Origin of the sequence: Duganella sp. CF517 (assembly GCF_900110275.1) — a bacterium.
Lineage (GTDB): Bacteria > Pseudomonadota > Gammaproteobacteria > Burkholderiales > Burkholderiaceae_D > Rugamonas.
The window spans coordinates 280,398-293,220 of sequence record NZ_FODC01000001.1 but is presented as its reverse complement, the minus strand read 5'-3'; the positions used below and the strand labels follow the sequence as shown (position 1 = coordinate 293,220).

The following is a 12,823-nucleotide window of genomic DNA, read 5'->3' as shown; positions in this document are numbered from 1 at the left end:
CCGGAACTCCACTGCCCGAACGGGGCGGAACGCCGGGACCGTACTCGCGCGCGCATGCACTTGCACGATCCAGCGTGGCGGGAGACGCCACCCCGAGAGAGCTCGGTGTGCGGCCGTCAGCCGGGGGCGGGCGGCGCGAGTTGGGCGGTAATCTTGGTAGCGGTAACTATGGTGGCTGTCATCGTGTCTCCTGCTTATAGGTTTGTAAGATCTCCCGCACCAGTTCCGCCGGCTCCTTGCTGATGTCGAGCACGATGCCGGCTTCGTCGGCCTGCAGCGGCTCCAGCGACGCCAACTGGCTGTCCAGCAGCGACGTCGGCATATAGTGGCCGGGGCGCGCCGCCATGCGCGCGGCGATCAGCTCGCGCGGCCCGTGCAGATGGGCGAAGCGCAGTTGCGGGTCGGCCCCGCGCAGCAGATTGCGATAACGGCGTTTCAAGGCCGAGCACGACAGCACCAGGCCGGACTGGCGGTCGCGCGCCGCGGCAATCTCGCCGTGCAGCGCCTTCAGCCAGTCGGCGCGGTCGTCGTCGGTCAACGCCATGCCCGCCGACATCTTGGCGACGTTGGCGTATGAGTGATAGGTGTCGCCTTCCAGGAAGGGCGCGCCCAGCGCGCTGGCCAGTTGTAGGCCGACCGAGCTTTTGCCGCAGCCGCTCACGCCCATGACGACCCAGCGGACCTGCGTTGTTTGATTACTCATAGTGGTAGATGCATGTTAGCGCTAACAGATTGTTTGTAGTGTAAGCTTTTGCGGCGATTTGTAAACAAGAATCTATGGTGCGCCGCACCAAGGCGAGCGCGCGTGGACGCGACGGCGCGGCCGGCTGGCCGCTCCAAGCTCAGGCGCTTTCCCTGGCCATCAGCGTGAATCCCAGGTCGATCTGGCGGTTGGGCGGCGCCTCGCCTTTGATGACCGCGCGCAGCAAGGTGGCCGCCTCGAAGCCGATGCGGTAGCGCGGCGTGCCGATCGTCGTCAGCGACGGATTCATCCAGGCCGACGCCGGCAGGTCGTTGAAGCCGCAGATCGCCAGCTGGGTCGGCACCGAGATGCCGCGCCGCTGGCATTGATAGATGGCGCCGTGCGCCAAGTCGTCATTGCAGCAGAAGATGGCGTCGCAGTCGGGCGCCTGCGCCAGCATGCGGCCCAACAGCTCGGCGCCCAGCGCGATGGTCGACGGCTCGGCGACCATGACCTCCAGCCGGACGTCGGCCAGGCCGGCTTCGTTCATGGCCTGGCGGTAGCCCTCGGCGCGGCGCAAGGTGCGCTCGTCGAGCTGGGCGCCGATGAAGCCGATGCGCTTGTGGCCCTTGTCGAGCAGATAGCGCGTCATCGCCTGGCCGGCCTGGAACTGGGAGAAGCCCACGGTCAGCTGGGCCGGGTCGGTGGACATGTCCATCATCGACACCACCGGCACGCGCGAGTTGGTCAGGATCTGCTGCACCCGGTCGCTGTGCGACAGCCCCGACAACAGCATGCCGTCGGGATTCGATTGCAGGTAGGTGCCGATCAGTTTTTCCTCTTCCTGGTCGGAATAGCGGGTGTTGCCGATCAGGATCTGGTAGTCGTCGGCGTCGAGCGCGTCCTGGATGCCGGCCAGCACTTCGGTGAACACGGCGTTCGACAGCGACGGCACCAGCACGGCGATCACCTTCGACTGCGACGAGGCCAGCGCGCGCGCGGCGCGGTTGGGCACGTAGCCCAGTTCGATCACTGCCTTGTCGACGCGGTCGCGCAGCGCCTGCGACACCATGTCCGGCTGGGTGATGGCGCGCGACGCGGTCATCGTCGCCACGCCGGCGTGTTTGGCCACCATCGCCAGGGTGATGCGGCCGCTGGCCCGGCTCCTGCCCGCTTGTGATTTCGTCATCAGTAATACTTATAGTGGTAGTGATAGCGATATCATACGGCAGCTTATGTCCAAAGGGAGAGGCAGGGCAGTGCTTATTGGCAGCCAGCCAACACTTTTTGATTCTTTTTGCCCAATTCGGCGCGCTCGGCGTCGGTCATGATGGCCCGCTCGCCGTTTTTATCGACATTGACCATGCGCATGCCTTGCTCCAGCGCCCGCTGGTTTTGCCGGGCGGCCTCGCAATTGGCGGCGGTGTCGGCCTTTTGCCGGGCCTCCTCGGCGCTTTTGCGCTCGGCGGCTTCGGCGTCGGCGCGGCGTTTGTTGAAGGCTTCGTTACGCTGTGCCAGGGTGGGGGCGGGCTTGGCCCCGGCGTCGGCGGACGGAACAGCGGCGGGCGGCTCATCGACGTCCAACGGCGCGGCGTTGGGGTTGAACGGGACCTTGCCCGGCGCTTTCAAAATGCGCTTTGCGGGTACCGACGGCGGGGGCGGGCGGTCCGACAATTGTTTGACGCCCTTGTCATCGATCCAGATGTACTGTGCGAGGGCCGCGCGCGGCAGGCCCAGCGCCAGCAGCGCCAGCAGCGCCAGCAATAGGACGGATTGTGCGAGCGGCGGGCGCGCCCGGCGAGTGCTGCGGAAGTGATCCATGGTGCGCTCCGGTAACGTTGGAGCTGATTTCGCCATGATTCGGTGCGGGTGTCAACCGATCTCGCATGAGGCTCGGGCAGGGCGCATGGGCGTCGGCAGGCGCCGACGCCCCTTTTTAGTTCCGGCGGGTTACGCCAGCCAGCGCATTACGCCGCGATGGCGGCAGTCTTCTTGCGGCCTTTGTAGCGCGCGCAAAGGCCCAGGGCCGCCAAGCCCGCGCCCATCATGGCGAACGGCGGCAGTTCCGGCACCGGGCTCGCCGCGTCCACCGCCTCGAAGGACACGGTCAGCGCGGTGATGTTGAACGAGCCATAGGCCGGGTCCAGCGCCATGTCGTAGAACATGTAGGCGAACAGCCTGTCGTAGCTGCCGCTGGCGGCGGATGCGTTGGAGGCGAACGACAACTTGCCGTTGGTCGGCGACGTGATGATGGTGGTGTTGGCACCCTGTGCATTGCCCAGCAGTTCGGCGTCGAAAGGTCCGCAGGTGCCGCAGTTCGGCGACAGCACGTCGAAGCTGGCCCGGGCATAGGCGCTGTAGTTGCCGGTGTGCGGCCACGGGTTCGGGTCGGTGCCGAATTCGTATTCGACGTCCATCGTGAAGCTCATTTTGCCCGTCAGCGCCTTGCCGGCGTGCGCATCGATCAGGAAGAGCTGCTTATATGACGTATTGCTTGGAATGCCGTCTTCATCGTAGCGGCCGCCGGAAAAGGTGAAGGTATTGCCGGTGCTCGACACCGGCGTAAAGCCCTCGATCGTTACGTCGACATCGCGGCCGTGGGCGGTGGCGGCGACAGCCGGCGCGGCGACGGTGGCGACCAGCGCGGCCGCCGACAGCAACTTCAAAATCGTCTTGTTCACGTGTACTCCTGAATGGTGGTTGAAATAAGTGGAGCGACTCGCTGGCGATATTAAAAAACCAAGAGCCGCCGGCACTATACACAGAATGTTAAACATGCAATCTAACCAAACATCACATTCTAGAAATATTTACAATATTTCCATGCTATGTGTTTGAAGAACGCCCGCGCGACGTGGCGGGGGCCGCGGCGGGGCGGCGTCGAAGTTCCAGACAGAACGGCTCAAAGTCTGTATAATCTGCTTTTGCGCCTATAGGAATTGCTATGCGTCTTCTCCAAAAAGCACTCACGTTCGATGACGTGCTTCTCGTCCCAGCGTACTCGAATGTTCTGCCTGCCGATACGTCCCTCAAAACTCGTCTGACCCGCAATATCACGTTGAACATTCCGCTGCTGTCGGCGGCGATGGATACCGTGACCGAAGGCCGTCTGGCGATCGCCATGGCGCAAGAGGGTGGCATCGGCATCATTCACAAGAACCTCAATCCGAAGGACCAGGCGCGCGAAGTGGCCAAGGTCAAGCGGTTCGAGGCCGGCGTGCTGCGCGATCCGATCACGATCCCGCCGACGATGAAAATCCGCGACGTCATCAAACTGACCGAGCAGTACGGCATCTCCGGCTTCCCGGTGGTCGAAGGCAAGGAAGTGGTCGGCATCATCACCAACCGCGACCTGCGTTTTGAACAGGAACTCGACGCCGAGGCGCGCGCCAAGATGACCCCGCGCGAAAAGCTGGTGTTCATCAAGGAAAGCGGCGACGGCGCCGACCGCGACGAAGCCAAGCGCCTGATGAACAAGCACCGCCTCGAGCGCGTGCTGGTCGTCAACGACGCCTTCGAGCTGCGCGGCCTGATCACCGTCAAGGATATCCAGAAATCGACCGAGCATCCGAACGCGTCGAAGGACCAGCACGGCAAGCTGCTGGTCGGCGCCGCCGTCGGCGTTGGCGCCAAGGACGAGGAACGCATCGAGCTGCTGGTCGCCGCCGGCGTCGACGTGCTGGTGGTCGACACCGCCCACGGCCACTCGCAGGGCATCCTCGACCGCGTGAAATGGATCAAGACCAAGTTCCCGCACGTCGACGTCATCGGCGGCAACATCGCCACCGCCGCCGCCGCCAAGGCGCTGGTCGAATACGGCGCGGACGCGGTCAAGGTCGGCATCGGCCCCGGCTCGATCTGCACCACCCGTATCGTCGCCGGCGTCGGCGTGCCGCAGATCACCGCCATCAGCAACGTCGCCGAGGCGCTGGAAGGCACCGGCGTGCCATGCATCGCCGACGGCGGCATCCGCTTCTCGGGCGACATCTCCAAGGCGCTGGCCGCCGGCGCGTCGACCGTGATGATGGGCTCGATGTTCGCCGGCACCGAAGAGGCGCCGGGCGAAGTGATCCTGTACCAGGGCCGCTCGTACAAGTCGTATCGCGGCATGGGTTCGCTGGGCGCGATGTCGGACGGTTCGGCCGACCGCTACTTCCAGGACGCCACGATGAAGGCCGACAAGTTCGTGCCCGAAGGGATCGAGGGGCGCGTCGCCTACAAGGGCAGCGTGCTGGCGATCATCTTCCAGCTGGTCGGCGGCGTGCGCCAATCGATGGGTTATTGCGGCTGCGCCACCATCGACGAGCTGCGCAACAAAGCCGAGTTCGTCGAGATCACCTCGGCCGGCATGCGCGAATCGCACGTGCACGACGTGCAAATCACCAAGGAAGCGCCGAACTACCGTTCCGGCGACTAAGCAGTCCTTGCAACGCCGGCTAGCACGCCGGCGTTGTTCCATTCCAGACCTCTTCTGTAGATATCCATGCATTCTAAAATCCTCATTCTCGATTTCGGCTCCCAAGTCACCCAACTGATCGCCCGCCGCGTGCGCGACTCCGGCGTGTTCTCCGAGGTGTTCCCGTACGACGTCAGCGACGAGTTCGTGCGCAATTACGGCGCCGCCGGCGTGATCCTGTCGGGCAGCCACAACTCCACGCTGGACGGCGACTCGCCGCGCGCGCCGCAAGCCGTGTTCGAGCTGGGCGTGCCGGTGCTGGGGATTTGCTACGGCATGCAGACGATGGCCGCGCAGCTGGGCGGCAAGGTCGAAAACGGCCTGGTGCGCGAATTCGGCTACGCCGAGGTGCGCGCGCGCAGCCACACCAAGCTGCTCGACGGCATCAACGACTTCGTCACCGACGAAGGCCACGGCATGCTCAAGGTGTGGATGAGCCACGGCGACAAGGTGCTGGAAATGCCGCCCGGCTTCGTCCTGATGGGCAACACGCCAAGCTGCCCGATCGCCGCCATGGCCAACGAGGAAAAGCATTTCTACGGCGTGCAGTGGCACCCGGAAGTGACGCACACGGTGCAGGGCAAGGCCATGCTGGGCCGCTTCGTGCACGAGATCTGCGGTTGCAAATCGGACTGGAACATGCCGGACTACATCTCCGAAGCGGTCGAGAAGATCCGCGCCCAGGTCGGCACCGACGAGGTCATCCTCGGCCTGTCCGGCGGCGTCGACTCGTCCGTGGCCGCCGCGCTGATCCACCGCGCCATCGGCGACCAGCTGACCTGCGTGTTCGTCGACCACGGCCTGCTGCGCCTCGACGAAGGCCAGATGGTCATGGACATGTTCGCCAAGAACCTGGGTGTCAAGGTGATCCGCGTCGACGCCGAGGACCAGTTCATGGGCCATCTGGCCGGCGTCGCCGATCCCGAGCAAAAGCGCAAGATCATCGGCCGCGAATTCGTCGAAGTGTTCCAGGTCGAATCGGGCAAGCTGGTCAACGCCAAATGGCTGGCGCAGGGCACCATCTACCCGGACGTGATCGAATCGGCCGGCAAGGGCAAGAAGGGCCAGACCATCAAGAGCCACCACAACGTCGGCGGCCTGCCCGAGACGATGAAGCTCAAGCTGCTCGAGCCGCTGCGCGAACTGTTCAAGGACGAGGTGCGCAAGCTGGGCGTGGCGCTGGGCCTGCCGCATGACATGGTCTACCGCCACCCGTTCCCGGGCCCGGGCCTGGGCGTGCGCATCCTCGGCGAGGTGAAGAAGGAGTTCGCCGACCTGTTGCGCCGCGCCGACGCCATCTTCATCGAAGAGCTGCGCAACACGCCTTACGAGGCGGTGGTAGTGCCAGGCTTCGATCAGGACAGCGTGCCGACCAACTGGTACGAGGCGACCTCGCAGGCGTTTGCCGTGTTCCTGCCGGTCAAGTCGGTCGGCGTCATGGGCGACGGCCGCACCTATGAGTATGTCGTCGCGCTGCGCGCTGTGCAGACGCAGGACTTCATGACGGCGCATTGGGCGCACCTGCCGCACGCGTTGCTGGGCAAGGTGTCGAACCGCATCATCAACGAAGTGCGCGGGATTAACCGGGTGGTGTACGACATTTCGGGCAAGCCGCCGGCGACGATCGAGTGGGAATGATTTTTAGCTCGGCAGCCGCTGGCAACGCCGGCTAAACGGGATGAGATTAAGCCCCTGATTTTCAGGGGCTTTTTTATGGGCGATGGCAAAGGGAGCAAGTCCGAACATTGGCGAGCAGCCGGTTTCACGAGTGGTTATGCTAGTACGGCGGGGAACCAGCAGCCGCGTCAGAAACTTGGTGCGACACTTGAATCGGTCGGCGTAGTGCGCGTCCGACCTATACGATTTTCGTTACCCGAGCATGGCAAAGCGGCATAGCTGGACGAGACTGGCCCACCGTATAATCGGCCCGCTTATAACATGATTGGTACAGGTGTTAATTGGAAGCGATTCAACTTCAATGCGGCGACAGCACGCTGACCGTGTTTCCCGCCATCGGTGCGGCGATCGGCGACTGGCGCTGGCGGCAGCGATCGCTGCTGCAGGCCTTTCCCGGCAACACCGGGGTCGATGCCATCGCATGCTTTCCGTTGGTGCCGTTCGCCAACCGCATCGCGCTGGGCCTGTTGCCGGGCGAGCCGGCGTTGACACCGCACGTAGGCGAGGCGCACAGCCTGCACGGCGTGGGCTGGCAGCGGCCGTGGCATGTATTGGAGCGCAACGCCGCGCACCTCGTGCTCGGCCTGCGTCATGCCGCCGGGCCGGCATGGCCGTTTGATTTCAGCGCGACGCTGACCATCGCCCTGGGCGGGAGCTGGCTGATGCAAACATTGACGGTCACCAATCTAGCCGGGCGGGCGATGCCGGCGGGCCTGGGATTTCATCCGTTTTTTCCGGCCGGCGCCGATACCGTGCTGAGTACCGGCTGGGATGGCGTGTGGGATGTCTCGGATGACCATTTGCCGTTGGGATTCCGCGCGCAGCTCGCGCCGGACGACATCGCCGTCGGCGGCTGGCGCGTCAACAATTGCTTCACGGGCTGGTGCGGTCGCGCATTGCTGTCCTACCCCGGCTACAAACTGTTGATCAGCGCCGATCCGGCCTGCGGCTATTTGCAATGTTATCGTCCCGCCGACAGCGGCTTCATCGCGATCGAGCCGGTCACGCACATTCCCAACGCCCACCAGCTGCGTGGCGACGGCGTCTCCGCTCACGGCTTGCGCGACTTGCAGCCGGGCGCGACGTTGTCGGCATGGATGACGCTGCAGGCCAGCCTGTGAGCGGCGCCTGACTGCATCGGTCGCGCCTCCCGGGCGCGCGTGCCGCCCCGGAGGCCGAATGCAAGCGCGAGAACGACGTCGTCTTTTTCTGCGCGCCCCGGAACGTCGCCAGGAATGAAACCACCTGGCGCGAGGTGCAAGCATCCAGGCTCGGCATCGGCTTCGACGGTGCGCTCAAGGTGGCCAGCCGTTACGACTCGGTGCGCTCGTGATCGTGTCGATGCGACCTGGGCCCGGCGCCGGCGCCTATACCAAATCAAACTGGCTCTAGCGCCGTTTGGCATAGCTCGGCGATGGCGCAAGACCTATCATGTGGATGCACGGCTTTGCTGTGCGTCCCTTAGTGTCTTTTGCACTATTCGGCTCGCCTCTACAGGCGGGTTTTTTTGTCCCGGGCAGGCGTGAAGGCTCAGTACTTGAAGCGCACACCGGCGGTGAAGTAGCGGCCGATGATATCCGCATACGGCAGCGACGGATATTTCAGGCCCGGCGAACCGGAATAGCCGGGGTGCTGTTGCAGGTCGCCCGCCGTGTTGAACAGGTTGCTCACGTTCAGGAAAGCGGTCATCGCGCCATGATCCATCTTCAGGTCGTAGGCGAAGTTGATGTCGGTCTGCTTGTAGGCAGAGACCTTCGGCTGAGCCCACACCACGTTGGCCACGTTGGTGATGTTCGACGATGAAATGAAGCGCTGCAGCAGGTCGATGGTGACGCGGTCCTTGCGATATGTCGCCGACAGGTTGACCTTGTTGGCCGGGGCGTCGATCGAACCGGCGTTGTTGGTGGCGGCCAGGTTGGGTATCGTAATCGCTGATAGTTCCGACTGGTGCGACCATAGGGTGCGCAGCGCCACGTCGCCGTACTGGCCGAGGCCGAGCAGATAGTTCACCTCGGCGTCGAAACCGCGCGACTTGGCCACACCGGTGTTTTGCAGCGTGTTGTAGACCAGGGTCGGGAAGTTCGCCGGCGTCGTGTTGTTGTACGAGATCGGGCGCACCAAAGCTGCGCAATACGGCGAATTGCCGCCCGATTCCAGACACAGGCGTTGCGCGTTCGCATCGAGGCCAAACACGGTGCCGATCGCGTCCTTGACCTTGATGTGGAAGGTGTCGAACGCGAAGCTCAGGCTCTTGATTTGCTTGGGCTGGAACACGAAGCCGACAGTGTAGCCATCGGCCACTTCCGGCTTCAGATTCGGATTGCCACCGCTGACGCTGTTGACCGTGCCGGCCGTGCTGGTGAGGATGTCGGTGACGCCAGAGGCGGAGACGAACTGCTTTTGGTACAGTTCCCACAAGGTCGGCGCACGGAAATCGCGCGACTTGGTGGCGCGCACGCGGAAGCCATCGACGATGGCCCAGTCCCCGCCCAGCTTCCAGGTCTTGGAGGCGAACTTGTTGGACGGGGCGTCATTGCCCTGGACCCGGTAATCGGCCCGGCGGTAGGCGCTGTTGAGCGTCAGTTCCTTGGCGAACGGCACGGCGCTGAGCACCGGCACGGTGAACTCGACGTTTTTCTCGAGCACGTGCGACTCGCCGTCGGCCGACGACGGGACCTCTTTGAAGTACGCCAGGTTGCTGGCCGGATAGCTGCCGCTGGTGGCGCCGCCGTTCGGGCCGAGCCGCAGGTTTTGTGGGTTGAACACATTGCTGCCGACGCTGGGCGACATGCCTAGCGTTTCGTGTCGGAATTCCAGACCGGCGGCGAACTTGATCGGACCGGCCCAGCCTTCGACCACGGTGCCGTTGAAGTCGACGGCGGCGTCGGTGGTGGTGTTGGTGGCGCGGTACGAGGTGTCGTCCAGCACGTAGTCGATCGCCGCCGCGCTGCCGCGGCCCGCGCCGAGCAGGTTGAGCGGCGCGCAGCCGGGGTAGGCGCCGGGCGCGGTCAGGGCCACGCGGCATACGGCGCTGCCGGTCGCCGGGTCGATCACGGCATCGGTGGCGGCGTAGAACTTGGCCGTGTTGACGTTGTTGAGTGTGGTGTAGCTGTTGGTATTGCTGCCGCGCGTGACGTGGGCATCCCACTGCAAGTCGCCGTAGCCGACATCGCCGTTCAGGCCGGCCGTGGCGGCGCTCGACTTGAGCTTCTGGTTGAACGTCAGCTTGCGCATCAGGTCGTTGTCCATGCGGTTCAGCGCGAAGCTGCCGGCGCCGTTCAGGGTGGCGCGCTGGGCGGCGGTCAGGAAAGCGTTGTCGTTGTAGATCCACAGCGGATAGCTGCCGCCAGCGGCGGTCGGGTTGGCCGCGCTGGCGTTCGAGACGTTGGTGTAGATCTGGTTGGCGCCGAAGTCGCTGTTTTGCGCCGTTCGGCCCTGCACGAAGAAGTGCGTGTTGCCGGTCAGGTCGTAGTCGAAGCGGGCGAAGCCCTGCGCGGTGCGGTGCTTGAACAACAGGTACTGGTGCTCGGCCGAGCTGCCGTCGCCGCCGATGGCCAGGTTGTTGGTGACGGTCGGGGTGCCGGAAACGAACGGCGCCAGCGAACCGTCGCTCTGGAAGCGCTGGCCGGCGAACGGACCGGTGGTGACGAGGCCGCCGGACGAGAGGTTGTTTTGCCGGATGTTGTAACCGGTCGTGTACGGGTTGGACGCGGTGCCGCTGCCGAGCACCACGGCGCCGGCGCGGCCGAATGCGCGCGAGGCGGTATCGGTGACGGCGGCGCGTTCGTAGAATTCGACGCTGCCTTCGAAGTGGCCGCGGTCGCCGACTTCGGTGCCGAAGGCCAGGCCGCCCTTGGCCGAATTGCCGTCGCGGTATTTCGAGGTGCCGCCCTGCAGCACGCCCTTGACGCCGATGAACTTGTTGTCGGTGATGAAGTTGACCACGCCGGAGACCGCGTCCGAGCCGTACACCGACGACACGCCGCCGGTGACCACGTCCACGCGCTTGAGCAACAGCTGCGGCAGCAGGTTGGTGTCGACCTTACCGTCGAACGCCGTGGCCGGCACGCGCTTGCCGTCCTGCAGGATCAGCGTACGGTTGGTGCCGAGGCCGCGCAGGTCGAGGAAGTTGCCCGGCTGGCCGAAGCCGGCGCCATTGGAGGCGATCGAGCTGTTTGGCGACGATAGGCTGGTGGCGAACGCCGGCAGCTTCATCAGCGCGTCGGGAATGCTGCTGGCGGTGGTCGCGTTGAGCTTTTCGGCCGTGATGACGGTGGTCGGGGTCGGCTCGAGATTGGTGGTGCGGATGCGTGAACCGGTCACGACCACGACCTTGCTTTCGGCTTCTTTCTCCGGTGTCGCGGGCGCTTCTTGCGCGGCGGCCGGCGCCGACGCGGCCTGCTGGACCTCGGTGGTTTGGGCCTGGGCGCAGACGCTGGTGGCGAAGATGGTGAGTGCGCTGCCGCCGAGCAGGCAGAGCTTGGATGTTTGTTCCACGTTGTTTCCTCCGTTGTGCACGCCGGCGGAAGTCGCTCTCTGGCCGGGTGCGGTTAGTCTTGTTTCCTGGTCTTGCTGTCGAGACCATTGCGTGTGCTGTCCATCGATAACAACTGGTGATGACTGTTATCGATCGGTATATATAGTATTTATATGAAATCAACTGCGCAAGAATTTTTGCGGCTGTGGCCCTTTCACAACCGCGAAAAACACGGAAAATCGCCTATTCCCTTGGGGTTAAAGGCGCGCTTTGGGCGGCTCCGCAAAGGGGGATTTTGAGTGGGGAAAAATGGCGTTTCATTTGTAGTACTTAAGGCGCTTTGATTTGGCGGTGCCCCGCGCGCACCACCGCGCCGACGGCGCGGGCGGCCGCCATTTGCCGACCCATACTCATTTTGCATATGAGCGGCCGCATGCGGCATGGGTGGACCTCCCTGGGAGGGTTATGATCGCGTAGCGTAATCGGGTACCGGCAGGCGCCGACGCGGCGGGTTATCTGTGGCGCGGTGCCTGGTCGGCGGCGGCCAGCAGCAAATCGAGCGCGCCTTGCAGCAGCTCGGTCATCAACTGGCGCGCCAGCGCCGGGTCGCCCTTGATGATGGCTTCCTGCACCAGCGCGTGGCCGCGGGCGGAGGCGCGGGTGACGCCGGCGTATTCGTTGGTGCGGCGTATGCTGAAGCGCAGCGTGGCCTCGGTCAGGTCGCGGAACTGGCGGATGAAGCGGTTATTGCTTGCCGCCAGCACGGCCGTATGAAATGCGATGTCCGCCTCCAGGCCGTCATCCTCGCCGCGTTCGGCGGCGAACATGCGTTCCGTGGCCAACACGATGGCGCGCCGCTGCGGCCCGGACGCGCTATGCGCGGCCAGGCCGGCGGCGCGCGGCTCGATGGCCATGCGCACTTCCGTGAAATCGATCAGCAAGTCGAGCGAGAATTTGCGCTCGAGCATCCAGCGCAGGATGTCCGGATCGAGCAAATTCCAACTGTGTTCCGGCTCGACCGAGGTGCCCGCCCGCCGGCGCGATTTGAGCAATCCCTTGGCGGTCAGCATCTTGACCGCTTCGCGCACGATGGTCCTGCTGGCGCCGAACTGTTTGCACAATTCCGCCTCGACCGGAAACGGCGCCGACAGCGAAAATTGTTCGGTGACGATGGCCAGCCCCAGACTGTCGACGATGCGCCGCGTCATGTTGCGGTCCGGTTCGCCCAGCGCGTCCTCCAAGCCATCTGGCACATCTTCTTTTTTATCCTGGTATGCCATCGGTGTCGCCGGAAACGTTGTTCAAAGTGCCGGCGATTGTAGCGTAAAAGCCGCAACGGGCCGGGATTCGAGGCGCCGCCGCCGCACAGCACCGTCACCGAGGCGCCACGTCATGTGCACGGCGCCCAGATCCAGCGCCCCGGGGCGCCGGCCTCTACGGCACCGTGACTTCGTCTATGAACGCCAGGTCCTGGCCGTTCGATTCAAAGCGCAGCGTGTTGTCCTGGCCGGCGGCGAGGTTGACGGTGCGC

9 protein-coding genes are annotated in these 12,823 nt (G+C 64.4%); 3 read left to right on the top strand and 6 right to left on the bottom strand.

Annotation, left to right across the window (positions count from 1 at the left end; genetic code table 11):
- Positions 1 to 178: 178 nt before the first annotated feature.
- The 4 genes from BMX85_RS01090 to BMX85_RS01075 form a co-directional block, all read right to left on the bottom strand.
- On the bottom strand, positions 179 to 703 hold the full coding sequence (locus BMX85_RS01090) for a gluconokinase (RefSeq protein ID WP_229210224.1): 525 nt from the start codon (positions 701 to 703) through the stop codon (positions 179 to 181).
- A 139-nt stretch (positions 704 to 842) separates the two neighbouring features.
- Entirely contained in the window at positions 843 to 1,871 is a 1,029-nt protein-coding gene (locus tag BMX85_RS01085; RefSeq protein ID WP_090313807.1) for an HTH-type transcriptional regulator GntR, read from the bottom strand.
- Positions 1,872 to 1,945: 74 nt separating this feature from the next.
- Positions 1,946 to 2,503 carry a DUF4124 domain-containing protein gene (locus BMX85_RS01080; protein WP_143067874.1) on the bottom strand — a complete coding sequence of 186 codons (558 nt, stop codon included), beginning with the start codon at positions 2,501 to 2,503 and terminating at the stop codon, positions 1,946 to 1,948.
- A 146-nt stretch (positions 2,504 to 2,649) separates the two neighbouring features.
- Complete coding sequence (locus BMX85_RS01075) at positions 2,650 to 3,363, bottom strand: hypothetical protein (protein WP_090313803.1); 714 nt, start codon at positions 3,361 to 3,363, stop codon at positions 2,650 to 2,652.
- Between the two features lie 263 nt (positions 3,364 to 3,626).
- On the opposite strand from BMX85_RS01075, the gene guaB reads away from it, so the two are divergent.
- The 3 genes from guaB to BMX85_RS01060 all read left to right on the top strand — a co-directional run bounded on the left by guaB (position 3,627) and on the right by BMX85_RS01060 (position 7,936).
- A complete protein-coding gene (gene guaB / locus BMX85_RS01070; protein ID WP_090313801.1) occupies positions 3,627 to 5,099 on the top strand; it encodes an IMP dehydrogenase in 1,473 nt (490 codons plus the stop codon).
- Between the two features lie 66 nt (positions 5,100 to 5,165).
- Positions 5,166 to 6,776 (top strand): glutamine-hydrolyzing GMP synthase, encoded by a 1,611-nt coding sequence (gene guaA / locus BMX85_RS01065; RefSeq protein ID WP_090313799.1) that lies wholly within the window; start codon positions 5,166 to 5,168, stop codon positions 6,774 to 6,776.
- 320 nt (positions 6,777 to 7,096) lie between these two features.
- Positions 7,097 to 7,936 carry an aldose 1-epimerase gene (locus tag BMX85_RS01060; RefSeq protein ID WP_090313797.1) on the top strand — a complete coding sequence of 280 codons (840 nt, stop codon included), beginning with the start codon at positions 7,097 to 7,099 and terminating at the stop codon, positions 7,934 to 7,936.
- 409 nt (positions 7,937 to 8,345) lie between these two features.
- Here BMX85_RS01060 and BMX85_RS01055 read toward each other — a convergent pair whose 3' ends face one another.
- Both BMX85_RS01055 and BMX85_RS01050 read right to left on the bottom strand, forming a co-directional pair.
- Positions 8,346 to 11,312, bottom strand: coding sequence for a TonB-dependent receptor domain-containing protein (locus BMX85_RS01055; RefSeq protein WP_143067873.1), 2,967 nt, complete (start codon positions 11,310 to 11,312; stop codon positions 8,346 to 8,348).
- Positions 11,313 to 11,804: 492 nt separating this feature from the next.
- Entirely contained in the window at positions 11,805 to 12,545 is a 741-nt protein-coding gene (locus BMX85_RS01050; RefSeq protein WP_218147296.1) for a FadR/GntR family transcriptional regulator, read from the bottom strand.
- Between the last annotated feature and the right edge of the window lie 278 nt (positions 12,546 to 12,823).

What these genes read in the sequence shown, in the direction of transcription:
- guaA (WP_090313799.1), top strand. Translation starts at nt 5,166, where the DNA reads ATGCATTCTAAAATCCTCATTCTCGATTTCGGCTCCCAAGTCACCCAA.
- BMX85_RS01085 (WP_090313807.1), bottom strand. Translation starts at nt 1,871, where the DNA reads ATGACGAAATCACAAGCGGGCAGGAGCCGGGCCAGCGGCCGCATCACC.
- guaB (WP_090313801.1), top strand. Translation starts at nt 3,627, where the DNA reads ATGCGTCTTCTCCAAAAAGCACTCACGTTCGATGACGTGCTTCTCGTC.
- BMX85_RS01090 (WP_229210224.1), bottom strand. Translation starts at nt 703, where the DNA reads ATGAGTAATCAAACAACGCAGGTCCGCTGGGTCGTCATGGGCGTGAGC.
- BMX85_RS01080 (WP_143067874.1), bottom strand. Translation starts at nt 2,503, where the DNA reads ATGGATCACTTCCGCAGCACTCGCCGGGCGCGCCCGCCGCTCGCACAA.